Genomic DNA, 26,875 nt, shown 5'->3' with positions numbered 1-26,875 from the left:
ATATGGAAAATCAGTCTCATTCAACCGAATCAAACGACAATATAAAACATGAGCCAGCGGTAAGTACGCCAATAGGTAGTGAATTCCATTATGCAGGCTTTTGGATGCGCTTTTGGGCATATCTTTTAGATCTAGCTGTGGTAGCTAGCTTGAACTCCCTGCTGATTAAGCCCATTTTCCATTTAGCAGGTATTTCTCGAGGAGATGGATTTTTTTCTCCCTATACGATTGTAACGGTTATTATCTTTTATGGTTATTTTGTTTTAATGACCAAGTATTTTGGACAAACGCTTGGAAAGATGGTGTTTGGGCTTAAAGTAGTATCGTTGAAAGACTCCACATTAACTTGGCCTGTTGTGCTGTTTCGTGAAGGAGTTGGACGTTATATTTCTAAAACAGTTTTTTTACTTGGCTATTTATTAGTTGCGTTTTTACCTAAGAAGCAAGGAGCCCACGATTACTACGCAGATACAACCGTCATACACGAAGGTACAATCAGCAGATAATAAAAAGAGGCTGGGACAAAAGGATTTTAGACGAAGTGAAAAACGAACCACTGATCAAGACTTTGATTAGTGGTTCGTTTTTTTTATGGTAAACGCAGGTTTCATTTGTTTAGATTCTTCTAGCAGCTGATTGGAGGGCAAGGCGAAGACTCCTGCGGGAAAAGCGGAGCAGGTGAGGCCCCACAGGAGCGTATGCGACGAGGAGGCTCAGCAACCGCCCGCGGAAAGTGAAGTCTTGCACGGAAATCAACTGCGGTGTCACAAGCGGTTCAGCTCATGTATCCCATTTGTTCGTCTTGAGATTGGATTCATTTCGTTATGTCTCAACCTCTTTTTATTGTTTCCATAAGGTTTAATATTCTGTGTTTTGGAGATAATGTGAAGCTAAGAAGGAGTGAAGGATGTGCTATGGCTTTTATGGATATTGCTAGCACTTTTAATTGTTATTGTACTTATTGTATGGACAAAAATCACGCTATTTGTAGATCTTCACCATGTCCGAGATAACGATTATTACAGAGTGAGACTCAGGGCTTGGTTTGGTCTTATTCGCTATACATATGAAATTCCGGTAGTGAAAGTGAAAAAAGATTCTCCTCGTTTGCTTGTTGAAAAGAAGAAAGGAATGGGTGATCAAGGAAAAGAAGATGAGAATTCATGGAGTGATTATTCTGTAGAAGACGGGCTAAGCATGTTAGAAAATGCGAAGCAATTCCTTGAACAGGTAGTCGGTTTTCATAAAATTTTTCGTCGTTTCTTACAGAAAGTGACGGTAAGTGATATTAGATGGCACAGCCGTTTCGGCTTAGGTGACTCTGCGTTAACAGGCGTATTTACCGGGGCTGTATGGTCTGCAAAGGGGAGCATAGTTGGTATAATCAGCCGGTATATGAAATTAAAAGATATGCCTGTCATGAGCGTTACTCCTGTATTTCAACATCTTTGGTCAGAAACGGTATTTGAGTGCATAATTTCTTTTCGAGTTGGTCAAGCTATTCTAGTAGGTTTACGGACCTTGAGATACTGGCGGCATACGTCCAAAAAGCGTCGCAAAAGATGGAAGTCGTCAAATAAGAACAAGACACACTCTGTGAAAACATAAGGAGGTTATCTTAATGGCAGAACATCCAATTAAAAGTTTAATGTCGACAGCTATGGAAAATTTAAAGGAAATGATTGATGTTAATACAATCATTGGTGATCCTGTAGAAACACCTGATGGCAGTGTTATTTTAACTGTCTCAAAAGTAGGTTTTGGTTTTGCAGCGGGCGGAAGCGAGTTTGGAGTAGAAGGGCATGCATCATCTTCTCCGGGACAGCATCAGCAAGAATCGAGTCATCCATTTGGCGGAGGTAGCGGTGGCGGTGTATCAATTACGCCAATTGCCTTTTTAATTGTGAGTGGAAGCGGAATTAAAATGCTTCACCTTAACGAAAGTACACATTTATATGAAAAGATTTTAGATACAGCACCTCAAGCAATTGAACGCGTGCAGCAAATGTTTAAACGAAACAATCATCAGCAGGATCATCATAATCAACAAAATCAGCATCATGATAGTGCAAACGATTTTAATTTGTAGGTATAAAACAAAGCTTTGCTTGCTTCTTTGAATAGTAAAAGAAGCAAGCAAAGCTTATTTTGTTTGGTTTGTTTTCTAGCTTGGAGTGCCATGTTTTGTATGTCATTTAATTGCAATATAGAGACAGACAAGCTAATATGAACAGTGTACATACTTATTTAAAGGAGGAATTATTCGTGACTAAATTTAAAGGTAACGATGTAACATTATTAGGAAATCAAGTAAAGGTTGGAGACAAGGCTCCAAACTTTACTGTTTTAGCAAATGATTTATCAGAAGTAACGCTTGACAGCACAAAGGGTTCTGTTCGCCTAATCAGTGTAGTTCCTTCTATTGATACTGGAGTTTGTGATGCGCAAACTCGCCGCTTCAACGAAGAAGCAGCTAAATTAGATAACGTAAAAGTATTAACAGTAAGCGTAGATTTACCGTTTGCTCAAAAGCGCTGGTGTGGTGCTAATGGCATTGATAATGTTCAAACTTTATCTGACCACCGCGACTTATCTTTCGGAGAAGCATATGGTGTAGCTATTCAAGAATTACGCTTATTAGCTCGTTCAATCTTTGTAGTAGACTCAAATGACAACGTAACGTATGTTGAGTACTTACCAGAAGTAACTGAGCATCCGAACTATGAAGCAGCAATCGAAGCAGCTAAAACAGCTAAGTAAGATTGTCAGTGGCGTTCGGCAGAAGGCGGAAAACAATGTTTTTCGCCTTCTTTGTGTTTTAAGAAGTTTTTATGATAAAATATGATGTTCCAAATAGGACGTTTACTCATTTATATAGATATTATTTCATTACACAGGAGGCAGAATATGAGTCAGTTAGCTAGTATGGAAAAGCTATTTGGTGTAATTGATCAAACAGCTATTATTTTAAGAAAAGAACTAAACTGCGTATATTTAGAAGCAGTAGCTGAAACGGGAGAAAATTTGTTTCAAGGAACTATTTTACAAGAAGAGCTAGATGAGGTAACTAAAAAACGTTTAAAAAAAGAGTACGATTCAATCACGCTTGATCATTTTGAAAAAGAAACTATTCGAAAAGCGTATCAGCTGGCTATTTTAAAAGGCATGAAAGAAGCAGTTCAGCCTAACCATCAAATGACGCCTGATGCTGTAGGACTATTTGTCAGCTACTTAGTTGGAAAGTTCATGGCAGGAAAAGATAAATATACGCTTTTAGATCCAGCAGTAGGAGCAGGGAACTTATTAACAACAATTTTAAATACACACGCTGCGTCAATTGAACACGTATACGGTGTAGACGTGGATGATTTATTACTTCAATTGACATATGTAAATGCAAATTTACAGAAGCACGGCGTTCAATTATTCAATCAAGACAGCTTACAGCCGCTTTTTATTGATCCTGTTGATTTAGTTGTCTGTGACCTGCCGGTTGGTTATTATCCAAACGACGAAGGGGCAAAAGATTATAAAGTAAGAGCTGAAGAAGGTCACACCTATGCTCATCACTTATTTATTGAACAAAGCTTGCGTCATGTAAAAGAGGGAGGATACGTAGTGGCCCTTATTCCAAATAACTTGTTCGAGTCTGAACAGTCTCATTTATTGCAGCCGCTGCTAAAAGAGGAAGCAATCGTTCAAGGAATCGTTCAGCTGCCGCTTTCAATGTTCAAACAAGAGCAGGCTGCTAAGAGTATTATCATTCTTCAAAAGCAGGGAGAAGGGGTAACAGCGCCTGATCAAGCGCTGCTTGTGAATTTGCCGAAGTTCAGTAATCGAGAAGCAATGAGTGATATTATGGCTCAAATGGACCAATGGTTCAGCGTTAATAAAAAGTAAGTCTTTTTCGAAAATAATGAATATTTTCCGGTAGCGTTTTCTTGATGTATAGCTCTTGAAATCTATTGTCGTGAATGATTAAATGAATAAGGATAGAAATCGTGTCGAAATGCATAGAATATTGTAGAGATTACACTTTTATGTTCTGTTCGTTATGTTTATGATGCACGTATAATAAAGAAGGAGCTGTTTTTTTATGTCAAAAATCATGGCAATCAACGCCGGCAGTTCTTCACTTAAGTTTCAATTATTTGAAATGCCAAGTGAGACGGTATTAACAAAAGGTTTAGTAGAACGAATTGGTTTAGATAACGCTGTTTTCACGATCTCGGTAAATGGTGAAAAACAAACGGATATTACAGAAATCCCTGACCATGCTGTTGCAGTTAAAATTTTAGTTGAAAAGTTACTTTCTCAAAACATCATTCAATCATACGATGAAATCACTGGTGTAGGTCACCGTGTAGTACACGGCGGAGAGAAATTTGCTGATTCTGTTTTAATCACAGATGAAACACTAGCCGAAATTGAAGCTTTATCTGATTTAGCACCGCTTCACAACCCAGCAAACATTGTGGGAATTAAAGCGTTCCAAGATATTCTTCCAAATGTTCCAGCTGTAGCAGTCTTCGATACAGCATTCCATCAAACAATGCCAGAAAAATCATTCTTGTACAGCTTACCGTACGAGTACTATGAAAAGTATGGCGTTCGTAAATACGGTTTCCACGGCACATCTCATAAATATGTTTCTGAGCGTGCAGCTGAGCTTCTTGGCCGTCCAATCGAACAATTGCGCTTGATTTCTTGTCACTTAGGTAACGGTGCAAGTATCGCTGCAATTGAAGGCGGCAAGTCAATTGATACATCAATGGGCTTCACACCATTAGCTGGTGTAGCAATGGGAACTCGTTCAGGTAACATTGACCCTGCATTAATTCCATTTATTATGGAGAAAACAGGAAAAACTGCTGACGAAGTATTAAATGTATTAAATAAAGAAAGTGGTCTTTTAGGTGTATCTGGTATTTCTAGTGACCTACGCGATCTAATCAAAGCAAGCGCTGAAGGCAATGAACGCGCTGAAACAGCACTTGAAGTGTTTGCTAGCCGTATTCATAAATATATCGGTTCTTATGCTGCTCGTATGTCTGGTGTAGATGCAATCATCTTTACAGCAGGTATTGGAGAAAACAGTGATGTTGTACGTGCTCGCGTTCTTCGCGGTTTAGAGTTCATGGGCGTTTATTGGGATCCAGCTTTAAATAGTGTACAAGGAGAAGAAGCATTTATTAGCTACCCTCATTCTCCAGTTAAAGTTATGGTTATTCCTACAGACGAAGAAGTTATGATTGCACGTGACGTTACTCGTTTAGCGAATATTTAAGTTCATAAAGTGCCTCTTCAATGCATGAATTCTCATAAATTGTCAGGCAAACTAACGAAAAGCTGATTTCCTTGTTAGGAAATCAGCTTTTTTATATAGCGTAAGTAGCTTACGGTTGAAAGAAGGTTTACAACGTATAGAAGAAAGAAATAATATAGGAAGCAAAATGTAACGGATGCATTATTTGTTATAATAAAAATAAAACTACTTATTTCTTGAAAGGGTGACATGATGATACTAACGAATCGCGAAGAACAGCTTTTAGAAGAAATCTATAAATGGGAAGAGAGCTTACAGAGTGTAGAAGCAACTGAGATGGAGTTATTGTACGAAGAGTGGTTAGAAAAAGGGCTTAACTTAATTCCAGCTTCTGTTCGTGAGACCTATTTACATAAAATTGATGAGGGACTCTTTCAGTTAACTGCATTAATTCAAGGTACGGAAATGCAAACTCAAGCGACAAAACGAATTATTGAAACCGCCCGTGTATTCAAAGAGGATATCACAGATCTGTCAGAAATGAATTCCCTTCAAGTAGATCAGCTTTCTTATATATGCGAACAGCAAATGGCCAAGCTTCGATTGTATGCGCTGAGTCAGGGAGCACTTTCAGGAACCGGACAATCGCTGCTAGTCGGTATGGATATACCTGCTGTTTTATGCATGAATATTCAAGCGGTGCAACAGGCAGCAATGAGCTACGGCTATCATATCCAGACTCCTTCAGAGCTTATGCTAACACTAAAAGTTTTCCATGCAGCAACGTTACCTAGACATCTTCAGGCTGAGGGGTGGCATCAATTAAAGAGTGAGTTAAGCCAAGAATTTGACCCGTATTTTTATGAAGGTGTTGATCAAATTGTAGATAAAACGTGGCTGCAAAAAATCGTTGTGCAAATCGGGAAAACGCTAGCTATATTCGCTGCGAAGCGAAAAGTTTATAATCGTTTGCCAATTGTGAGTATGATGGTTGGCGGAGGGATGAATTATCGAATGGCCAAACAAGTGACAGATTATGCAAAGCGCTTTTACCAATACCGCTATTTGCTGGATAAGAAAAACGAGTCTCATTAATTTTTCATGAGACTCGTTTTTTTGTCTATCCGTGAACTTTTTTTGATATTTCCTCATTTGTTCGATACCAAATCCACAAATCATTAATAATAGAAGCAAGTTCTCCTATCTCGCTATTTAATTCACAGGAGCGGATAAAATTAGTCTCATCTTCTAACGCCGCTTGTTTTTGATTAATACTTTTTTCTAAAGATTGAATTTTGTCTGGAATCTGCCCCCGAATGGATTCCCATGTTAGGAGGATATCCTGCTGAACTTTTTCAGAATAGAATTTCCATTCTCTTTCAAGAGCAGGAATTTTTATACCGAGTCTGTTGTCATAAGTAAAAAAGCGCTCCATTTTTTCACCTCTTCCCTTCCATTTTATACAATGACAAAAGCCAGAGCTACTGTAAGTGAAAAATAAATCATTTATACTTGATTTATGCATATAAATATACACAGTATTTAAGAAAGAAATATTCATTCATGTCTATTTTTACAGTATTTTAAGAGATTTTACCCTATTAAATTAAAATAAATGTGAATTTATATACTTTTTTTTGAATAACTATTGAAAATAGATTAAAAAGTTGTTAAAGTAATAGTAGATTAAATGAATAAAAATTAAAACGGTTGTATTAATATATATAATTTGTAGGAGGAATAGATAATGAGTAATCCAAAAGTTGTTTTAGCATATTCCGGAGGTTTAGATACGTCAGTTGCAATTAAATGGTTACAGGAAAAAGGGTACGATGTGGTAGCTTGCTGTTTAGATGTAGGCGAAGGAAAAGATTTAAAATTCGTTAAAGAAAAAGCCTTAACAGTTGGAGCGGTATCATCATATGTGATTGATGCAAAAGAAGAATATGCCAATACATTTGCGTTAGCAGCACTTCAAGCACACGCATTATATGAAGGGAAATATCCATTAGTATCTGCACTATCTAGACCGCTAATCGCTAAAAAGCTTGTAGAAGTAGCAGAACAAGAAAATGCAGTAGCTGTCGCACATGGATGTACGGGAAAAGGAAATGACCAAGTGCGTTTCGAAGTATCAATTAAAGCATTAAATCCACACTTAGAAGTTTTAGCTCCTGTTCGTGACTGGAAATGGTCTCGTGAAGAAGAAATCGAGTATGCAAAAGAAAAGAATATTCCAATTCCAATTAACTTAGACAGCCCATTTTCAATTGACCAAAATTTGTGGGGAAGAAGTAACGAGTGTGGCGTTCTTGAAGATCCTTGGGCAGCTCCACCTGAAGAAGCATATGACCTAACGGCTTCTCTTGAAAACACTCCGGACACCGCGGATGTAGTAGAAATTGAATTCGTTGAAGGTGTTCCAGTATCATTAAACGGCCAATCTTACACGCTAGCTCAGTTAATTCTAGAATTGAACGAAATTGCAGGTAAGCACGGAGTCGGACGTATTGATCATGTAGAAAACCGTCTTGTAGGAATTAAATCACGTGAAGTATATGAGTGTCCAGCTGCTATGACATTAATTAAAGCACACAAAGAGCTTGAAGATTTAACATTAGTGAAAGAAGTAGCGCACTTCAAACCAGTGATTGAGAAAAAATTAACAGAAGTTATCTATGAAGGTTTATGGTTCTCTCCATTAACAAATTCACTGCTTGCATTCTTAAAAGATACGCAGCAATATGTGAACGGAACAGTGAGAGTAAAACTATTTAAAGGGCATGCTATCGTAGAGGGACGTAAATCTCCTAATTCTTTATACAATGAAAAACTTGCAACATATACAAAAGAAGATGAATTTGATCACAATGCAGCAGTTGGTTTCATCACATTATGGGGACTTCCAACACAAGTGAGCAGCATGGTAAATCAAAAGAAGGTGACAACGGTATGACCAAACTTTGGGGAGGGCGTTTTACGAAACGCCCTGAACAATGGATTGACGAGTTCGGTGCGTCGATTTCATTTGATCAGCATCTTGTAGAAGAAGATATTGAAGGCAGTTTAGCACATGTAACAATGCTTGAGAAATGCAGTATTCTTTCTGGAGATGAAGCGTCACAAATTAAAAAAGGCCTTCAAACACTGCTTGAAAAAGCTAAGAAGAAAGAATTAACATTTTCTGCTCAATATGAAGATATTCATTTGAATTTAGAAAAGTTATTAATTGATGAAATTGGTCCGGTTGGCGGAAAGCTTCATACGGGTCGAAGCCGTAATGATCAAGTTGCTACAGATATGCACTTATATTTAAAAAAGCATGTTCAGCAGATTGTAGGGCTGATTGAAAATCTAGAAGATGTATTGCTTACAAAAGCAGATCAGCATGTTGAAACCATTTTTCCAGGCTACACACATTTGCAGCGCGCACAGCCGGTTTCTTTTGCTCATCATTTAATGGCTTATGTTTCAATGTTCAAGCGCGATACTGAACGTTATGCGGAATCGCTGAAGCGTATTGATTTATCTCCTTTAGGAGCGGGAGCTTTAGCTGGTACAACATTCCCAATTGATCGTCACTATAGCGCGGAGCTTCTAGGCTTTAATGGGATTTATCAAAATAGTATGGATGCTGTCAGCGATCGTGACTTTATTTTAGAGTTTTTAAGCAACAGTTCTATTTTAATGATGCATTTATCTCGTTTTTGTGAAGAGTTAATTTTATGGTCTAGTCAAGAATTTCAATTTATTGAAATGGATGATACGTACGCAACGGGCAGCAGTATTATGCCTCAAAAGAAAAATCCTGATATGGCGGAGTTAATTCGTGGCAAAACAGGACGAGTATATGGTCATTTATTTAGCTTATTGACTGTGTTAAAAGGCACGCCTTTAACATACAACAAAGACTTGCAAGAAGATAAAGAAGGCATGTTCGATACGGTTACAACGATTGAAGGATGTTTGACCATTTTTGCTGGCATGATCGAAACAATGACAGTAAAAACAAATGTTATGGAAAAAGCTACGAAACAAGATTTTTCAAATGCAACGGAGTTAGCTGACTATCTTGCTTCAAAAGGCATGCCGTTTCGTGAAGCACATGAAGTGGTTGGGAAACTGGTTCTCGTTTGTATTCAGAAAAATATCTACCTAATGGATTTGCCGCTTGAGCAATATAAGGAAGCGTCAGATTTATTCGAGGAAGACATCTATCATGTATTAAGTCCAAAAACAGCTGTTAATCGCCGCAATAGCGCGGGAGGAACAGGGTTTGAACAAGTAAAAAAAGCAATCCAGCTAGCTAAAGATGAATTGCACGAAAAAACATCGATATAAAAAAGTTATCAAAACGTCCGCAGAAAAATCTGCGGGCGTTTTTTGATGTGAGATAAATGGTATAACTAGAGCATTTAAGAAGAAAATAGAAAAGATCATGTAAGGGATTATGAAGTAAAGTTCACATTCGTAAAGAAAATAGAGTAAAAAAGGAGAAGTGAAATATGAAAGACAAAAAACATCCGCAGCATGTATATGAATACGATTTTGAAGGAGAAAAAGAGACATCAAGACAGCTAATGGATTCTTATTCAAGCGGCGTCATTGGCGATGCTATGGCTTCTGTAGTTGAAAATCCAGAAGCACAGAGTGATAACGAACTATATGAATAACTAGATGCATATACTGTATATAGACTAAGAAAAGCAGGATTATGCTGAGCTCTATCGAAAGGTAACGTCATAGTAAATCCGGTTTTCTAAAGGATTTGGTGTGGCGTTCTTTTTTCAGTTAATCACTGATATAAGAAAAGAGGGATAAAGATGAAAATTGGAGTGCCGAAAGAAGTAAAAAACAATGAAAATCGCGTGGCTATTACTCCAGCCGGTGTTACAGCTTTAGTTAACGGTGGGCATGATGTATATATTGAAACACAGGCAGGAGAAGGCTCTGGATTCCATGATGAAGATTACACAAATGCAGGAGCTTCTATCGTAAATACTGCAAAAGAAGCATGGGATGCTGAAATGGTTATGAAAGTAAAAGAACCGATTTCAGAAGAATACGGATATTTTCGTGAAGGACTTATTTTGTTTACGTATTTACATTTGGCAGCTGAAGAAGCATTAACGAAAGCGTTGATTGATAAAAAGGTGGTAGGCATCGCTTATGAAACTGTACAGCTTCCAAACAAAAGCTTGCCTCTGTTAACGCCGATGAGCGAAGTAGCAGGAAGAATGTCTTCTCAGATTGGAGCTCAATTTTTGGAGAAAACAAAAGGTGGCAAAGGGATTTTATTAAGTGGAGTTCCAGGCGTGCAAAGAGGAAAAGTAACAATTATTGGAGGAGGAGTAGCAGGTACCAACGCTGCTAAAATTGCGGTCGGATTAGGGGCTGATGTTACAATAATTGATTTAAACGCTGATCGCCTTCGCCAGCTTGATGATTTATTTGGTAAAGAAGTGACGACATTAATGTCAAATCACTACAATATCGCACAATCTGTAAAAGAGTCAGATTTAGTGATAGGAGCGGTTCTCATACCGGGAGCTAAAGCACCAAAGCTTGTCACCGAGGAAATGGTTCAAACGATGTCAAAAGGGTCCGTTGTAGTTGATATTGCTATTGATCAAGGGGGGATTTTTGAAACAACTGATCGCATTACCACTCACGATAACCCGACTTATTCGAAGCATGAGGTCTTGCATTATGCTGTTGCTAATATGCCAGGAGCTGTTCCCCGCACGTCGACCTTAGCACTGACCAACGTAACGGTGCCTTATGCTCTGCAAATAGCAAGTCAGGGATATAAAAAAGCGTGCTTAAAAAACCCTTCCCTTCTTCAAGGCATCAACACCCTAAACGGGTTTGTCACTTACGCGGCTGTAGCAGATGCACACGGTCTCACTTACGCTGATGCAACAACTTTATTAGAGCAAGCATAATAAGGCATGTTTTTGCGCAGTTTGTGATATGATAGCCGCGTATTCACTTGTTTTGTAACCAAAACAGACGGGTAGAATATAGAAAAGGTTAGTGTAAAAGGAGAGAATATATGATGCACGTTTCTTATCATGGACATTCTATTGTTAAAATTGAAACAAAAGGAAAAACAATTTTAATTGACCCGTTTATCACTGGAAACGAATTAACAGATTTAAATGCTGAAGATGTAAAAGCAGATGTGATTTTACTGACTCATGGCCATAATGATCATGTAGGCGACACGGTGGAAATTGCTAAGCGCAGCGGTGCACTTGTTGTGGCAGTAGCAGAATTAGCTACATATCTTAGCTGGCAAGGCTTAAACGTACATCCAATGAGCATAGGCGGAGCCTATACATTTGATTTTGGCACGGTGAAATTGACACAAGCTTTCCACGGTTCAAGTTATACAGAAAATAATGAGAAAATTATTTATACAGGAATGCCGGCTGGTTTGCTTTTAACGATTGAAGGAAAGACAATTTATCATGCTGGAGATACGGCTTTATTTTCTGATTTAAAGTTAATTGGTCGCCATGAGCCTGACGTAGCATTTCTTCCAATTGGAGATAACTTTACAATGGGACCTGAAGATGCGGCTATCGCGGCGGAGTGGGTGCAGGCAAAGCTTGTTGTGCCAATTCACTACAATACATTTCCTGTAATTAAGCAAGATCCTCATCAATTTATTGAGTCTTTATCTGGCATTGAAGGAAAAGTATTAAAAGTTGGAGAAGGATTGGATCTTTAATCATAAATAGAGGCTGGGACAAAACGATTTCAGTTAGAGTTAAAAAAGAACGAGTGATCGATAATATCGATCACTCGTTCTTTTTTTATTGTTATGGTGAACGTAGGTTTCATATATGCAGCGGCTTCTAGCTGTTGATTGGAGGGCAAGACGAAGACTCCTGCGGGAAAAGCGGAATAGGTGAGACCCCACAGGAGTGCAAGCGACGAAGAGGCTCACCGGCCGCCCGCGGAAAGCAAAGTCTTGCACGGAAATCAACTGCGGTGCCACAAGCGGTTCAGCTCATGTCTCACATTTGTTCGTCTTTAGATTGAATCGATGCAGTTATGTCTTAATCTCTTTTTATTTGTAAAGAAACGTTCTGCTTTTTTTACTTCCCTGCATACGATAGTAATAATAAGGAGGGAGAGCTATGGAAAAAAATCGAGTTATTTTATCGCTTTTATTATGCGGAGTGATGCTTTACTATGCAATGCCGCACTTAGTGTTAACAACTTCGAGTTTGCAAGGGGTTTTTAGTATAAGCTGGCTTACCTTTGCTCTTTTTGTAGCCGGAGGCAATTTGTCATCACTACTTTATGCACCGCGCCGCAAGAAGGCAGGTATTCAAAAAAATAGTGCGAGAAAGCCTTTGCCTAAAAGAGGTTAGATTGAATCCATTTCACTTCCCCCGTATAATAAAAGAAAAGACATATGAAACGTAAAAACGTTTTAGAAGGGTGAAGTACACGTGGCGACAAAACATGAGCAAATTTTACAGTATATCGATTCGCTTCCAATTGGTGAAAAAATTTCAGTGCGCCAAATTGCCAAAGAACTGAATGTCAGTGAAGGCACGGCGTACCGAGCAATAAAAGACGCGGAAAATAAAGGATATGTTTCAACGATTGAACGAGTTGGGACCATTCGAATTGAACGAAAGAAGAAAGAAAACATTGAAAAGCTCACGTTTGCTGAAGTAGTAAACATCGTGGATGGACAAGTGCTGGGCGGACGTGAAGGTTTGCATAAAACGTTAAACAAGTTTGTTATTGGAGCGATGAAGCTTGATGCTATGATGAGATATACCGAGGCCGGAAACCTTCTTATCGTAGGGAATCGAGTAAACGCTCATGAATTAGCTCTTGAAGCAGGAGCAGCCGTGTTAATTACGGGCGGCTTTGATACGGAAGAATGGGTTAAGAAGCTTGCGGATGATCTTAAGCTTCCTATTATTTCAACGAGCTATGATACGTTTACAGTTGCAACGATGATTAATCGTGCTATTTATGATCAGCTGATAAAAAAAGAAATTGTGCTTGTAGAGGATATTTTAACACCTATCTCTGAAGCGGTTAGCTTGCAGTTAACCGATACGATTGAAAAATGGCATGAATGTAACGATAAGACTCACCACAGTCGTTTTCCTGTAGTGGATCAGCATATGAAAGTTCACGGTATGGTCACCTCAAAAGATGTTATTGGATATGACCTTTCTACTTCAATTGAAAAAGTAATGACGAAAAATCCGATGACGGTTCACGGGAAAACATCGGTCGCTTCTTCTGCGCATATGATGGTATGGGAAGGGATTGAAGTGCTGCCTGTAGTGGATGATTACCACCGGCTAGAGGGCATTATCAGCCGTCAAGATGTTTTAAAGGCGCTGCAAATGATTCAGCGTCAACCGCAGGTAGGAGAAACCATTGACGACATTGTAACCAATCAATTCATGGATGTACAAGAGACAAAAGAAGCACCGGTGTATCGCTGTGAAGTAACGCCGCAAATGACGAATTATATGGGGACTATTTCATACGGAGTTTTCACTACTATTGTAACGGAAGCCGCCAATCGTGTTCTTCGCTTATATAAAAAAGGTGATTTGGTTATTGAAAACATCACCGTTTATTTTATTAAGCCAGTTCAAATTGAAAGCGTAATTGAAATTCGTCCTAAGCTATTAGAACTTGGTCGGAAGTTTGCTAAATTAGATGTAGAAGTCTACAATGCCGGGGTTGTAGTAGGGAAAGCGATGATGATGGCTCAGTTATTGGAAAGAGTATAAAAAAAGAAGCTGCTCTGCAGCTTCTTTTACATTTGATCAGCTTCTTTTATTGCATAAGGCTGATAGTACTTGTAAGCTTTGATACCTGCTAATATGCTGCCTGAACCGAATAATACAAATAGTATGCCGATGATAAGCGAAAGGCTTGTTTCGTAAATAAACCATTGATGGATTCCAAAAAATAATACAAAAGAGCCAAGACAAATACTCGACTTAGCGGAAATCCACTTTCGTTCCATTGGGCGTTTCGAACGTACGTATTTTACTTTTAAATACATATAGAAAACAAAGGACACAACGATTAAAATCATAAAAAATGGCACAGACGCCCCTCCAGTCCGGTGTATTTCTATCCGTAATGTTTCTAGATGTTAGTAATGCGTAGTGTTGAAAGTGTTTACAGTAGTATCTATTATTTTACAGGTCGATGACAGAAAATTCTACTATTGATTGATTCTTCTTTTAAAAAAGAGAAGAGATATGATTTAATAAATAATATGGATACAGCGCTGTGGAAATGTAAGTGCATGTGGTGCGTACATAAAACAAGAACAGTATTGACAGGAGAGAGAAAATGAAAGCACAAATATTAGAAGCTATTAAGCAGTTTGACACCATCATTATTCACCGGCACATTCGTCCAGATCCAGATGCATACGGATCTCAGTGCGGATTAGCGGAATTGTTAAAAACATCTTTTCCAGAGAAGAAGGTATACGTAACGGGAGAAGAAGCGGAGTCATTAAAATTTTTATACCGGATGGATGACATCGCTGATGACACCTACGAGGATGCGCTTGTTATCGTGTGTGATACGGCTAATGAAGCACGAGTATCAGATCAGCGCTACGTAAATGGAAAAATGGTCATTAAAATTGATCACCATCCAAACCAAACTCCTTACGGTGATTTGCTTTGGGTTGAGACGTCTGCTTCTTCGACAAGCGAAATGATTTATGAATTTTACTTGGAAGGAAAAGAAAAGGGATTATCTCTGAATGATGAAGGAGCAAAGCTGATCTTCAGCGGTATCGTCGGAGATACGGGTCGATTTTTATTTCCAAATACAAAGCCGAAAACGTTTTGCTATGCAAGTGAATTGATTCAATATGGTTTCAATTTTAAAGATGTATATGATCAGTTATACAAAACAAAAGAAAACGTCGCTCACTTACACGGATATGTGCTGCAAAACTTTACGATGTCTCCAGCAGGAGTTGCTCATATGAAAATTCCAAATGAAATTCTTCGAAAATATGATGTGACACCAGCTGATGCCTCTCAGCTAGTCGGTTCGTTAGGGCAAATTGATGGAGTAAAAACGTGGGTGTTTTTTGTGGAGGAAGAAAATCAAATTCGTGTTCGCCTTCGTTCAAAAGAGCTTGTCATTAATACAATTGCTAGAAAATACAACGGAGGAGGCCATCCTCTTGCGTCCGGCGCTTCCATTTATTCATGGGAAGAAGTAGAGCCTTTACTACTTGATTTAGAAGAGCTCTGCAGTCAGGAGTAATCTGTAAAATAAGCCGTTGATTTTAAATCAGCGGCTTTTTATAGTACTTTTTCCATCTTTTTAATTCGAACTTCAATCGAAAGCGTTGTATAAAAATAAATTTGATGAACTTCAACTTCATAAATCGTTTTATCGAATTCGTATTTTTTATTTTCAATTGCTTTTTTTAAGATATCCCTGCTTCGATACGCACTTTCAATATCTTGGGCAATTAAGTGCTGTGCTTCTTCGTCCACGCTTTTTTGAATATTGTATTCAACCACAGAGTTTACTTTATAACGATTGCCGTTTACTAATTTCACTTTCACATTCTGAATAATTAAATGCTGCTTCATTTCCTTGTTTAATGCTTTTACATCTTCTTGCCATGCGCTAATTTGCAAATTTGCTTTTTCTAGCTTATCATTAGCAATTCGAACTTCTTCTAGCTCTCTATCTCTTGAAACGCCATAAATCGTTAAAAACACCCCCCAGCTAACAATTGCTCCAATGACTATACCGGCAAAAAAACGCTGCCAGTCGGAGCGCTTGAACATTCGCTCGCTGGGTACCCTCATACAAAATGCTCCTGAGTTAACCACTTGATGATAAGAGCCCCGGTCTGAGCTCCTCCCATAGCGGATAGAATTAAAAGGATTTGTTTGAATACATCTTTTGTGGCTCCTTCAAAGAGTCCTCGCTCAAAGCTGTAAAACGTATCAAATGTTCCTCCAATTGCTCCGACAATTGCCCAGATTTTCAAACTATTGCTGAGGGTATGCATGACATATAAAGGAGATTTTCCAATTAAAAACCCCGCAAATGCTCCAATTAATGAACCGCCTAAAATAATACCTAATGAAGTGAAGTAACTCCAAATGAAAAGAGACATAAAAGGCTCTTTTGTCATGACGTGTCCTCCTTTACTAGTTTATCAATGAATCACGCTTCCTACATATATATGGACAAACGCTCAGAGTTATGTAATTTGTCTACGCCGGCAACAAAATTTATAATAAGAATAAAGAATTAAAGAAAGGTGGGAAGTCCTGTGCCTTTTGTTCACTTGCAGCTTCAAAGTTCTTATAGCTTACTAAGCAGTTCCGTTCGTATTCATGAACTTGTAGAAACAGCTAAGAAAATGAACTATGAAGCGATTGCTTTGACTGATGAAAACGTGATGTACGGAGTCATTCCTTTTTATAAAGCCTGCGTGAAAGCGGGAATCAAGCCAATTATTGGGCTCACATTATCAATCCTAGAACATGAAGAAAGCGAGCGAGCGTACCCTTTAGTTTTGTTAGCGGAAAATGATAAGGGATATGAAAATCTATTAAAACTAAGCAGTTTAGTTCAAACCAAGGAAAAACACGGTGTAAATAAAAAATGGCTCCATCATTACAGCGGCGGGTTGATTGCTATTACACCCGGTGTAACTGGAGAGATTGAAACCCTGCTAGCAGAAAACAAACTTCAAGATGCCAAGCGAGTCCTTCAATTCTTTAAAAAAGTATATTCGCAGTCTTTGTATATATCGATACAGCGCCACGGACAGGATGAAGCTTTTATAAATCAGCAGTTAACGGAACTTGCTGCTGAAGAAAATATCCCGCTTGTTGCGACGAATCAAGTGAAATATTTAAAAAAAGAAGATCAGGATGCGTATGAGTGTTTAGCAGCTATTCGAGACGGAGAGAAATTACATAGCGATGAAGAGGTAAAAAGTAAGAGCAGCGAGTACTATTTCAAATCACCTGATGAAATGGAAGATCTCTTTCATGACCAGCATTTTTTAATAGAAGAAAGTATAAAAATCGCAAGACGATGCGAGCTCGAAATTTCTCTAGGCGTAATGTCCATTCCAAAATATCCTGTTCCCCCGTCTGTTACATCATCAGCCTACTTGCGCACTCTCTGCGAAAAAGGATTGCAAGAAAGAGTTCAAGTGATCACGGAACAATACGAGGAACGCTTGGATTATGAGCTGAACATTATTGAAAATATGCGCTTTAGTGATTACTTTCTTATCGTATGGGATTTTATGAATTATGCTCATGAACACGGTATTTTAACGGGCCCAGGCCGGGGTTCAGCGGCAGGCTCACTGGTCTCATACGCCTTGCGAATTACAAATGTTGATCCAATTCAGCATCAGCTTTTATTTGAGCGCTTTTTAAACCCTGAACGTATTTCGATGCCTGATATTGATATTGATTTTCCTGATAACAAACGAGATCAAGTCATTCAGTATGTGGCTCAAAAATATGGAGGGCTGCATGTAGCTCAAATCATTACATTTGGAACACTAGCAGCTAAAGCAGCCGTACGTGATGTAGGGAGAGTGATGGGATTTGATCAAGAAGCGCTAAACAAAATGTCCAAAGCAATTCCAACTAAACCAGGTACAACGTTGAAAAGCGCTCTTCGTGATTCAAGAGTTCTTCAAGACTATTTATCTGAAAATGAAGCCAGAAAACAATGGTACAACATTGCCATGAAGATAGAAGGACTGCCAAGGCATACTTCTACGCATGCAGCAGGCGTTGTGATTAGTGAGAAGCCGCTGACGCAATCTGTAGCTGTACAAGAAGGACATGATGATGTATATCTGACTCAATATCCAATGGAAGCTCTGCAAGAAGTTGGGCTTTTGAAAATGGACTTTTTAGGTTTGCGCAACTTAACCATTTTAGATCATATTTTAAAGAAAATTGAGCGGGACATGAATCAAAAGCTGTCACTGTCTCATATACCGTTTAACGATCAGAAAACTTTTGAACTGCTGAGTAAAGGGGATACGACCGGTATTTTTCAGCTAGAGTCAGATGGAATGAGAAGAGTGCTTCAGCAATTAAAACCTACAGAGCTAGAAGATATTGTAGCAGTTAACGCGCTGTATAGACCTGGTCCGATGGAAAATATTCCAACCTATATTAAGCGCAAGCATGGAGTGGAGAAGGTAATATATGATCATCCTACGCTTAAAGACATTTTACAATCCACGCACGGCGTTATCGTGTATCAAGAGCAAATTATGCAGATTGCTTCAAAAATGGCCGGTTTTTCTCTTGGAGAAGCAGATTTGTTGAGAAGAGCAGTTAGTAAAAAAGAACGGGCAGTGCTGGATCGTGAACGAGCTCATTTTATCCAAGGAAGCAAGAAGAAAGGATATGACCTATCCGTTGCTAATCGAGTGTATGACCTTATTGTGCGTTTTGCTGATTATGGCTTCAACCGAAGTCATGCTGTTGCTTACAGTATGGTAGCCTATCAGTTAGCTTATTTGAAAGCACATTACCCGCTACAGTTCTTTTCAGCTTTACTAACGAGCGTTATTGGAAACGAAGGGAAAATTGCTCAATATATTAATGAACTAAAAAGAAAAAAAATACAAGTTCTCCCACCCTCTATTAACAAGAGCATGTATTCGTTTAACGTAGAAGGTGAAAGTATAAGGTATAGCCTTGCAGCGATCAAACATATTGGTGCAGCAGCTATGCAGGAAATAACAGAAGAGCGAAAGAAAAAAAGATTTGAAGACTTATTTGATTTTTGTGCCCGTGTTTCACAAAAAGCCGTAAATAAAAAGGCACTTGAAGCTTTGATTCTGTCTGGAGGCTTTGATGAGTTTGGAGAAAATCGAGCTACTTTATTAGCAACGATTGATGTAGCGTTTGAACATGCAAGCTTGGTACTCCCAGATGATGACTTTGGATTTGGAGATGAATTTTCGTTAAAGCCTAAATATATGGAAAAAGAGGAACTGAAAATAGAAGATCGGCTTCAGTATGAAAAAGATATGCTAGGTTTTTATTTATCAAGCCACCCTGCTTCTCAGTATGAAGCACTGAATTCCTTTTATTCTGTTGTTTCTCTTCATGATATGAAAGAATACGCTTCAGGAAAAGCGGTCTCTCTTTTAGTATTTGTGTTGGAAATTCGCGTCATTCGAACGAAAAAAGGAGAGCAAATGGCCTTTTTACGCATCACGGATGAAAGTGGAGAAGGAGAAGTTGTTGCGTTTCCCCGCGTATTTGAGCAGAATCGTCTGCTGTTTGAACAAGGTAAGGTTTTACTGATACAAGGAAAGATAGATGAAAGAAATGGGCAGCAGCAAATTGTTTGTCAACGTGCTGAAGCTGCTAGCGAGGCGGTTCAAAAACTACCGTCAGAAGAATTATACTTACGTATAGAAACAAAGCAAGGTACAGAAAAGCTGCTTCATACTATTTACCAGCACTTTCAGTCTCATAGAGGGAAAATCCCCGTAAAAATTTATTATGAGGCAGAACGTCAATTGGTCAAGCTTCCCGTTCACTATTCTATTGAACGAAGCGACGAGTTAATAAAAACTTTAAAAGCAATGCTAGGAGAGAAGCACGTTGTGTTCAAGAAGATATAGTCTTTACAGATTTCATGTGATGTTATATGGTAAAATAGTTAAAAAAGTGGTCTGACCACCGTTTTTTATGAAATATACGAATTAGATGCTTTTTTCTTGAAATGAAATGCAATTGGATTTATAACATCATATGAGTGTGGGAAAGAACATGGTTCAGGCGCAGTATTTGTTATCATTTTGTTTATTGGGAGTGAAATTCATTGTCTTTACGTGAAGAAGCATTGCATATGCACCGCATTAACAAAGGTAAACTAGAATCAAAGTCCAAAATTCCTGTTCGAAACGCAGAGGATTTAAGCCTTGCTTATTCCCCTGGTGTAGCAGAACCTTGCAAAGAAATATATGATGATGTAAACAATGTATATGAATATACGATGAAAGGAAATATGGTAGCTGTTGTATCTGATGGCACTGCCGTATTGGGCTTGGGCAATATAGGTCCTGAAGCTGCTCTGCCAGTAATGGAAGGGAAAGCTGTCCTTTTTAAAAGTTTTGCCGGCGTAGATGCATTCCCAATTTGTTTAAACACGACAGATGTGGACAAAATTATAGAAACTGTTAAATTGCTAGAACCTACTTTTGGAGGCGTTAATTTAGAAGATATTGCGGCTCCTAACTGTTTTGAAATTGAAGAGCGGTTGAAAAAGGAAACAAATATCCCGGTTTTTCATGATGATCAGCATGGAACGGCTATTGTTACGGTAGCGGGCCTTCTTAATGCCCTGAAGCTGACAGGAAGAAAAATGTCACAAATCAAAGTGGTAGCGAATGGAGCAGGAGCTGCTGGCATTGCTATTATTAAATTATTATACAGCTATGGAGTGCGCGATATCATTATGTGTGATTCCAAAGGAACGATTTATGACAAGCGTCCTCACGGCATGAACCGTATAAAAGATGAAGTTGCAGCCTATACAAATCGAAGCAAAGTAGAAGGTACGTTAGCTGATGCGTTAGAAGAAGCTGACGTATTTATTGGAGTTTCGGTTGAAGGAGCACTCACACCGGAGATGATTGGAAAGATGAATCCAGACCCAATCATTTTTGCAATGGCAAATCCGGTGCCTGAAATTATGCCAGAAGAAGCTAAAAAAGCTGGCGCGAAAGTAATCGGCACCGGACGTTCTGATTTTCCTAATCAAGTGAACAATGTCTTAGCGTTTCCGGGGATATTCCGAGGTGCACTAGATGTACGTGCTACTCATATTAATGAAAAAATGAAAATGGCTGCAGTTGAGGCCATTGCTAATTTAATTACGGAAGAGGACTTGAATACAGACTATGTGATTCCAGGTCCATTTGATGCACGAGTAGCTCCGGCAGTAGCCGCCGCTGTTGCAAAAGCAGCTATGGAAACAGGCGTTGCCCGAATAAAGGTAAAGCCAGAAGCCGTAGCTGAAAACACACGTCGCTTAGCGATTATTGAATAAGGTTACATCAACTGTTCTTTGACAGGCATGATGCTTCAAGCATGCCTGTTAAAGTAATGTAAAGTGAGTGGTAGTAAACTTGAAGAATGAACGTTCAAAAGTATATGTAGAAATTCTAAAACAAATTCGCCAGCTAATGGAAGACGATCGTTTAACTACGGGGGATAAAATCCCGTCAGAACGAGAGCTTTCTGAACGGTTAGGCGCAGGACGTTCTTCCGTTCGAGAAGCGCTCAGAGCGTTAGAGCTAATTGGGCTGATTGAGACTAGAAGAGGTGAAGGTACGTTTATTAAAGAAGTAGGAGATCATCAATTTATTGATTTATTAGCTACTTTTTTAGTACAAGACGGTAAAACAAAATCAGATTTAATTCAGACGAGATATATTCTTGAAAAGAGCTGTTTGTATTTTGTTTTAGCGGAACAGGACGAAATCAATGTTTCGAAAGCAATTCAAAAGCAGAATGACGATTGTTTGAAGAACTTGTTTGACTATTTGTTTTCTTTGCAGCCTAATCGGCTATTACACCGAATCTGGCTGATTATTTGCCGTTTTTCTCAAACTTTCCAACAAAACTCAGCGCCAAGCGACATTCTGATAAGTGAATTAGTAGAGGCGTTAGCTAAAAAAGATGAAGCAGCTGTATTAAATCTTCACCATCAGTGCTACAAACAAGTGTGAAAGAAGGAATTTGTCGAAAGAGACATGCCATCTTTCTACACAAAATCAAACAGTCATCTAGTAAAGTAAATAGCAACTAATAAAGTGAAGCGAACAATTCGTCCAATTTTTGTCTATCCGTCACTTGATTTGTATTTGAGGCGGATTTTCACAACTTGTAAATAGTAGAAGAAGAGGAAGAATAAAGGTTCTTATGATAAAGAAAAGAACCAAAAGGAGGTTACACCTTGTTACGAGATTTATTTACAAAAAACACAAAAACTCCAAAAAAACGAAAATATGCTACGATTCCTTCTGAGCATATGAGACAAGATGTACCTGAAGGAATTATGACCAAGTGTAAAAAATGTAAAAAAATAATGTATACGAAAGAGTTAAATAAAAACTTAAAAGTATGTTTAAACTGTGGATATCATCATCAAATGACAGCACCAGAGCGTATCGAAAGTTTAATCGACAGCGGAACGTTTGTTGAATACGACAAAGATATGACGTCAGAAAATCCTCTTGGGTTCCCTGATTATCTTGAAAAGCTCGAAAAAGATCGTGAGAAAACTAATTTAAGTGAAGCGATTGTTACGGGTGAAGGAGATATTGAAGGAATTAAAGTAGTAGTTGCTGTTATGGATTCACACTTCCGTATGGGAAGCATGGGCTCTGTAGTCGGCGAGAAAATTACTCGCGCCATTGAAAAAGCGAAGGAAATGCATGTTCCATTCCTTATTTTCACAGCTTCAGGCGGTGCACGTATGCAAGAAGGTGTTCTGAGCTTGATGCAAATGGCTAAAACTAGCGCAGCTCTTAAAATGTTCAGTGATGAAGGCGGCTTAATCATTTCGATTATGACACATCCTACTACAGGAGGCGTGTCAGCAAGCTTTGCTTCGTTAGGTGATTATAATTTAGCCGAGCCGGGCGCGTTAATTGGCTTTGCTGGAAGACGTATTATTGAACAAACAATTAGAGAAGAGCTTCCAGAAGATTTTCAGACGTCGGAATTTCTGTTGAAGCATGGTCAGCTAGACGGAGTTATTGACCGTCATGATTTAAAAGAAACATTAACAACTATTTTAGATATACACGTAGCAGGAGGTGACATCGAGTGGTAAGCGAATTAGAATTTGAACGTCCAATTGTTGAGTTGCGAAACAAGATTGCAGAGCTTAAAGAGTTTGCTAAAAATACAGAAGTGGATTTATCTAGCGAAATTGATAAGTTAGAAAATCGCTTAGAAAAAGTAGAAAACGATATTTACAATCATCTAAGCCCATGGAACCGTGTTCAAATTGCTCGTCATCCTGAGCGTCCTACAACACTCGATTATATTTCTCGCTTGTTTACAAACTTTTTAGAGTGTCATGGAGATCGCTTTTATGGAGATGATGAAGCAATCGTAGGAGGAATTGCCAAGTTTAATGGCGTGCCTGTTACCGTGATTGGACATCAGAGAGGTAAAGATACGAAAGAAAATATTCGCCGTAATTTTGGTATGCCTCATCCTGAAGGCTACCGTAAAGCACTGCGTCTAATGAAGCAAGCGGAGAAATTTAACCGCCCAATTATTTGCTTTATTGATACAAAAGGAGCTTATCCAGGAAAAGCGGCAGAAGAGCGCGGACAAAGCGAAGCTATTGCGAAAAACCTTTTCGAAATGGCTGGCTTAACTGTACCTGTTATTTGCATTGTAATTGGAGAAGGAGGAAGCGGGGGAGCCTTGGCATTAGGTTTAGGAAATCACCTTCATATGCTTGAGAACTCGACGTATTCAGTTATTTCTCCAGAAGGAGCGGCAGCCATTCTTTGGAAAGATTCTTCTCTTGCGAAAAAAGCTGCTGAAACGATGAAGATTACAGCACCAGATTTGAAAGAACTGGGTATTGTAGATGAAATGGTTTCCGAGGTAAAAGGCGGAGCTCACCGAGATATCGATGCACAAGCTGGATACATGGAGGGCATTATCAAGAAATCATTAAAAGAGCTGATGAATTTATCAAAAGAAGAGCTAGTGGAAGAGCGTTATTTAAAATACAAAAAAATCGGACAATTTGCAGCTGAAAACGATGCCATTACTATAAAATAAAGAAACGTGCACTCTTGAAAAATAAGGGTGCGCGTTTTTGTGCGGTTTGTATAGCCCTTCTCTATTGTGTTTACAAGTTCTTCGTGGTATTTTATAGACAGCAAAAACCTTTAAGTAAAAGTAGAAAAAGAGTGTTTTTTAAAAAAATCCTATGGTTATTAGCAGCTGTGCGAGCGTTTGTCTTTTCTCCAAAACGTGAGATATATAAGACAAATCAGGCAGCAAGTATTGCTGTATGAATTGCAGGGAATAGTAAAACAAGAAGCAAACGATGAAGAAATTCATCGTTAAAGTGCTGTGTATTTGTTTGCTATTTGATTCAGCGCTACGTAGGTATTTCATAAGTTACACGTAAAGCAAGGTGAACAAGTCAGGGCAAAAAAATATTTGTTCATAGCCTGCTAGTACAAGGTTAGTAAAAGAAATAGCTATTTGCCCTATCTAAAGAGTGAATAGTAAATATATAGGAGGAAATTTGAATGCGTAAAACTAAAATTGTATGTACTATTGGACCAGCGAGTGAAAGTGTAGAAAAATTAGTTGAACTAATTAACTCAGGCTTAAACGTTTGTCGTCTAAACTTCTCTCACGGTGACTTTGAAGAGCACGGTGCACGTATTGTTAACATTCGTGAAGCTGCGAAACAAACAGGTAAAACAGTAGGTATCTTACTTGATACAAAAGGACCTGAAATTCGTACAAACACAATGGAAAATGGTGCAATTGAGTTAGAAGAAGGCTCTGAAATCATTGTTTCTATGACAGAAGTAGTGGGAACAACTGAAAAATTCTCAATTACATATCCAGGTCTAATTGATGACGTACACGTAGGATCAAAAATCCTTTTAGATGACGGTTTAATCGGTCTTGAAGTACTAGACGTCAATAAAACTGATGGTGAAATCAAAACAAAAGTACTTAACCCTGGTACATTAAAAAATAAAAAAGGTGTAAACGTGCCAAACGTAAGTGTAAACCTTCCTGGTATCACTGAAAAAGATGCAAACGATATTGTATTCGGTATCGAACAAGGCATTGATTTTATCGCTGCTTCTTTTGTGCGTCGCGCATCTGATGTATTAGAAATTCGTGAACTATTAGAAAAACACAATGCAGCTCACATTCAAATCATCTCAAAAATCGAAAACCAAGAAGGCGTAGATAACATCAAAGAAATTCTTGAAGTTTCAGACGGTTTAATGGTTGCTCGTGGTGACTTAGGAGTAGAAATTCCTGCTGAAGAAGTACCATTAGTACAAAAAGATCTAATCAAACAATGTAATGCGCTTGGCAAACCAGTTATTACAGCTACACAAATGCTTGATTCAATGCAACGCAATCCGCGCCCGACTCGTGCGGAAGCAAGTGACGTTGCCAATGCTATCTTTGATGGTACAGATGCAATTATGTTATCTGGTGAAACAGCTGCAGGTTCTTACCCAGTTGAAGCTGTACAAACAATGCATTCAATCGCTTCTCGTGCTGAGCAAGCTCTAAACTACTCTGAGATTTTACAGCAGCGCAGCAAGCAAGTTGGCCCATCTATTACAGATGCAATTGGACAATCTGTTGTACACACAGCGCTTAACTTAAACGCTAGTGCAATCGTAGCGCCAACAGAAAGTGGTTATACAGCGAAAATCGTTTCTAAATATCGTCCGCAATCTCCAATCGTAGCTGTTGCAGCAAACGATTCTGTTGCACGTCGCCTGTCTCTAGTATGGGGTGTTACACCAGTTGTTGGTGAGCGCGTAAATACAATTGACGATATGTTAGATCACGCTGTAAATGACGCAGTAAAAACAGGCGTTGTAGCACACGGCGACTTAGTGGTTATTACAGCTGGTGTTCCAGTTGGAGAATCAGGTGCAACGAACTTAATGAAAGTTCAAGTTGTAGGTGACGTTCTTGCTAAAGGACAAGGAATTGGTCGTAAAGCAGCAGTTGGTAAAGTAGTTATTGCTAAAACTGCTGAAGAAGCAAATGCAAAAATGACTGAAGGTGCTATCCTTGTTACAAACAGCACAGATCGCGATATGATCAGTGCAATCGAAAAAGCAGGAGCTCTTATTACAGAAGAAGGCGGTCTAACAAGCCATGCAGCTGTAGTAGGGTTAAACTTAAGCATTCCTGTCATTGTAGGCGTAGAAAACGCAACAAGCGTATTCTCAGAAGATCAAGATATTACAGTTGATGCTTCACGTGGTGTCGTATACAACGGACACGCAAGCGTACTGTAAGAACACGTAGATGATAGAAAAAAGAGAAGGGGAATCCTTCTCTTTTTGTTTAGGCAATTCAATAAGCGAAGAGGTGATGATGGTGAGGAAGCTCCTTCCGCTCCTTCTTATTGTACCTGCTGTTGAGGTAATGATTTTGATTTATTCAAGTCATCTCATTGGTGTAATGTCAACATTTTTACTGATTATTGCTACCAGTTTTATTGGTGCGTTTCTAGCGAAAAAACAAGGAACATCTCTTTTTCAAAAGGCACAGCGTCAGATGAGTCAGGGACATGTTCCAAGCGGTGAAATCCTTGATGGTATGTGTGTACTATTTGGCGGACTGTTTCTGCTGTTTCCAGGCTTCTTGACAGATGTTGTAGGCTTTATCTTTTTACTGCCGTTTACACGCAGAATCGTTAAGCCTTTTCTTTTAACGTGGCTAAGAAGATTTTTTCAAGGACGTAATCGAATGACGATTATTCGTTAACTAGAAAGTGTGTGAAAGAAGCTTCTTT

At 38.7% G+C, this 26,875-nt stretch carries 27 protein-coding genes; 23 read left to right on the top strand and 4 right to left on the bottom strand.

What is annotated here, in order from left to right; all coding sequences use genetic code 11:
* Positions 1–2 precede the first annotated feature (2 nt).
* From ACN6NE_RS08585 to ACN6NE_RS08555, 7 genes are all read left to right on the top strand, one after another.
* Complete coding sequence (locus tag ACN6NE_RS08585) at positions 3–506, top strand: RDD family protein (protein WP_013059473.1); 504 nt, start codon at positions 3–5, stop codon at positions 504–506.
* Positions 507–909: 403 nt separating this feature from the next.
* Positions 910–1,608: a DUF2953 domain-containing protein gene (locus ACN6NE_RS08580; RefSeq protein WP_129705051.1), complete on the top strand. Its 699-nt coding sequence runs from the start codon at positions 910–912 to the stop codon at positions 1,606–1,608.
* Positions 1,609–1,621: 13 nt separating this feature from the next.
* On the top strand, positions 1,622–2,089 hold the full coding sequence (gene ytfJ, locus ACN6NE_RS08575) for a GerW family sporulation protein (RefSeq protein WP_474325145.1): 468 nt from the start codon (positions 1,622–1,624) through the stop codon (positions 2,087–2,089).
* 176 nt (positions 2,090–2,265) lie between these two features.
* A complete protein-coding gene (gene tpx, locus ACN6NE_RS08570; protein ID WP_013059470.1) occupies positions 2,266–2,760 on the top strand; it encodes a thiol peroxidase in 495 nt (164 codons plus the stop codon).
* A gap of 147 nt (positions 2,761–2,907) precedes the next feature.
* A complete protein-coding gene (locus ACN6NE_RS08565; protein ID WP_129705047.1) occupies positions 2,908–3,900 on the top strand; it encodes a class I SAM-dependent methyltransferase in 993 nt (330 codons plus the stop codon).
* Between the two features lie 196 nt (positions 3,901–4,096).
* Positions 4,097–5,287, top strand: a complete 1,191-nt coding sequence (locus tag ACN6NE_RS08560) for an acetate kinase (protein WP_013059468.1) — start codon at positions 4,097–4,099, stop codon at positions 5,285–5,287.
* Positions 5,288–5,515: 228 nt separating this feature from the next.
* Positions 5,516–6,361: an EcsC family protein gene (locus ACN6NE_RS08555; RefSeq protein ID WP_474325143.1), complete on the top strand. Its 846-nt coding sequence runs from the start codon at positions 5,516–5,518 to the stop codon at positions 6,359–6,361.
* 25 nt (positions 6,362–6,386) lie between these two features.
* On the opposite strand, the gene ACN6NE_RS08550 is transcribed toward ACN6NE_RS08555, so the two are convergent.
* Positions 6,387–6,701 carry a hypothetical protein gene (locus tag ACN6NE_RS08550; protein ID WP_129705045.1) on the bottom strand — a complete coding sequence of 105 codons (315 nt, stop codon included), beginning with the start codon at positions 6,699–6,701 and terminating at the stop codon, positions 6,387–6,389.
* A gap of 312 nt (positions 6,702–7,013) precedes the next feature.
* On the opposite strand from ACN6NE_RS08550, the gene ACN6NE_RS08545 reads away from it, so the two are divergent.
* From ACN6NE_RS08545 to ACN6NE_RS08510, 8 genes are all read left to right on the top strand, one after another.
* Positions 7,014–8,222: an argininosuccinate synthase gene (locus tag ACN6NE_RS08545; RefSeq protein ID WP_129705042.1), complete on the top strand. Its 1,209-nt coding sequence runs from the start codon at positions 7,014–7,016 to the stop codon at positions 8,220–8,222.
* Positions 8,219–9,607, top strand: coding sequence for an argininosuccinate lyase (gene argH, locus ACN6NE_RS08540; RefSeq protein ID WP_474325141.1), 1,389 nt, complete (start codon positions 8,219–8,221; stop codon positions 9,605–9,607). The genes ACN6NE_RS08545 and argH overlap by 4 nt, the downstream gene beginning before the upstream one ends.
* Positions 9,608–9,771: 164 nt before the next feature.
* Positions 9,772–9,939, top strand: coding sequence for a hypothetical protein (locus ACN6NE_RS08535; protein ID WP_013059463.1), 168 nt, complete (start codon positions 9,772–9,774; stop codon positions 9,937–9,939).
* A gap of 150 nt (positions 9,940–10,089) precedes the next feature.
* Positions 10,090–11,211, top strand: coding sequence for an alanine dehydrogenase (gene ald / locus ACN6NE_RS08530; RefSeq protein ID WP_013059462.1), 1,122 nt, complete (start codon positions 10,090–10,092; stop codon positions 11,209–11,211).
* 113 nt (positions 11,212–11,324) lie between these two features.
* A complete protein-coding gene (locus ACN6NE_RS08525) occupies positions 11,325–12,002 on the top strand; it encodes a metal-dependent hydrolase (RefSeq protein WP_013059461.1) in 678 nt (225 codons plus the stop codon).
* Between the two features lie 134 nt (positions 12,003–12,136).
* Positions 12,137–12,316 carry a hypothetical protein gene (locus ACN6NE_RS08520; protein ID WP_474325139.1) on the top strand — a complete coding sequence of 60 codons (180 nt, stop codon included), beginning with the start codon at positions 12,137–12,139 and terminating at the stop codon, positions 12,314–12,316.
* Between the two features lie 98 nt (positions 12,317–12,414).
* Positions 12,415–12,651 carry a hypothetical protein gene (locus ACN6NE_RS08515; protein ID WP_129705038.1) on the top strand — a complete coding sequence of 79 codons (237 nt, stop codon included), beginning with the start codon at positions 12,415–12,417 and terminating at the stop codon, positions 12,649–12,651.
* Between the two features lie 81 nt (positions 12,652–12,732).
* Positions 12,733–14,049, top strand: coding sequence for a CBS domain-containing protein (locus ACN6NE_RS08510; protein WP_013059459.1), 1,317 nt, complete (start codon positions 12,733–12,735; stop codon positions 14,047–14,049).
* A gap of 26 nt (positions 14,050–14,075) precedes the next feature.
* Here ACN6NE_RS08510 and ACN6NE_RS08505 read toward each other — a convergent pair whose 3' ends face one another.
* A complete protein-coding gene (locus ACN6NE_RS08505) occupies positions 14,076–14,372 on the bottom strand; it encodes a YtpI family protein (RefSeq protein ID WP_474325137.1) in 297 nt (98 codons plus the stop codon).
* 251 nt (positions 14,373–14,623) lie between these two features.
* Between ACN6NE_RS08505 and ACN6NE_RS08500 the strand changes: the two genes are divergently transcribed.
* Entirely contained in the window at positions 14,624–15,562 is a 939-nt protein-coding gene (locus ACN6NE_RS08500; protein WP_074893748.1) for a DHH family phosphoesterase, read from the top strand.
* 38 nt (positions 15,563–15,600) lie between these two features.
* Here ACN6NE_RS08500 and ytrI read toward each other — a convergent pair whose 3' ends face one another.
* Together ytrI and ytrH are read right to left on the bottom strand one after the other, a co-directional pair.
* Positions 15,601–16,119 carry a sporulation membrane protein YtrI gene (ytrI, locus tag ACN6NE_RS08495; protein ID WP_057233227.1) on the bottom strand — a complete coding sequence of 173 codons (519 nt, stop codon included), beginning with the start codon at positions 16,117–16,119 and terminating at the stop codon, positions 15,601–15,603.
* On the bottom strand, positions 16,116–16,451 hold the full coding sequence (gene ytrH, locus ACN6NE_RS08490) for a sporulation membrane protein YtrH (protein WP_013059455.1): 336 nt from the start codon (positions 16,449–16,451) through the stop codon (positions 16,116–16,118). Before ytrH ends, ytrI begins: the two co-directional genes overlap by 4 nt.
* A 141-nt stretch (positions 16,452–16,592) precedes the next feature.
* On the opposite strand from ytrH, the gene dnaE reads away from it, so the two are divergent.
* The 7 genes from dnaE to ACN6NE_RS08455 all read left to right on the top strand — a co-directional run bounded on the left by dnaE (position 16,593) and on the right by ACN6NE_RS08455 (position 26,847).
* Positions 16,593–19,943: a DNA polymerase III subunit alpha gene (dnaE, locus tag ACN6NE_RS08485; RefSeq protein WP_474325135.1), complete on the top strand. Its 3,351-nt coding sequence runs from the start codon at positions 16,593–16,595 to the stop codon at positions 19,941–19,943.
* A 200-nt stretch (positions 19,944–20,143) separates the two neighbouring features.
* Positions 20,144–21,373, top strand: coding sequence for an NADP-dependent malic enzyme (gene ystJ, locus ACN6NE_RS08480; RefSeq protein ID WP_013059453.1), 1,230 nt, complete (start codon positions 20,144–20,146; stop codon positions 21,371–21,373).
* Between the two features lie 79 nt (positions 21,374–21,452).
* Complete coding sequence (locus ACN6NE_RS08475; RefSeq protein ID WP_016765715.1) at positions 21,453–22,055, top strand: FadR/GntR family transcriptional regulator; 603 nt, start codon at positions 21,453–21,455, stop codon at positions 22,053–22,055.
* A 227-nt stretch (positions 22,056–22,282) separates the two neighbouring features.
* Positions 22,283–23,164, top strand: coding sequence for an acetyl-CoA carboxylase, carboxyltransferase subunit beta (accD, locus tag ACN6NE_RS08470; protein WP_013059451.1), 882 nt, complete (start codon positions 22,283–22,285; stop codon positions 23,162–23,164).
* Positions 23,158–24,135 carry an acetyl-CoA carboxylase carboxyl transferase subunit alpha gene (gene accA / locus ACN6NE_RS08465; protein WP_013059450.1) on the top strand — a complete coding sequence of 326 codons (978 nt, stop codon included), beginning with the start codon at positions 23,158–23,160 and terminating at the stop codon, positions 24,133–24,135. Before accD ends, accA begins: the two co-directional genes overlap by 7 nt.
* Positions 24,136–24,614: 479 nt before the next feature.
* Positions 24,615–26,375 (top strand): pyruvate kinase, encoded by a 1,761-nt coding sequence (pyk, locus tag ACN6NE_RS08460; protein WP_129705034.1) that lies wholly within the window; start codon positions 24,615–24,617, stop codon positions 26,373–26,375.
* A 79-nt stretch (positions 26,376–26,454) separates the two neighbouring features.
* Positions 26,455–26,847 carry an FxsA family protein gene (locus ACN6NE_RS08455; RefSeq protein WP_025750656.1) on the top strand — a complete coding sequence of 131 codons (393 nt, stop codon included), beginning with the start codon at positions 26,455–26,457 and terminating at the stop codon, positions 26,845–26,847.
* Positions 26,848–26,875: the final 28 nt, after the last annotated feature.

It is taken from the genome of Priestia sp. 53B2 (assembly GCF_056099005.1).
Note: the sequence above shows the minus strand (reverse complement) of the source record. Positions and strands in the feature narration are given on the sequence as shown.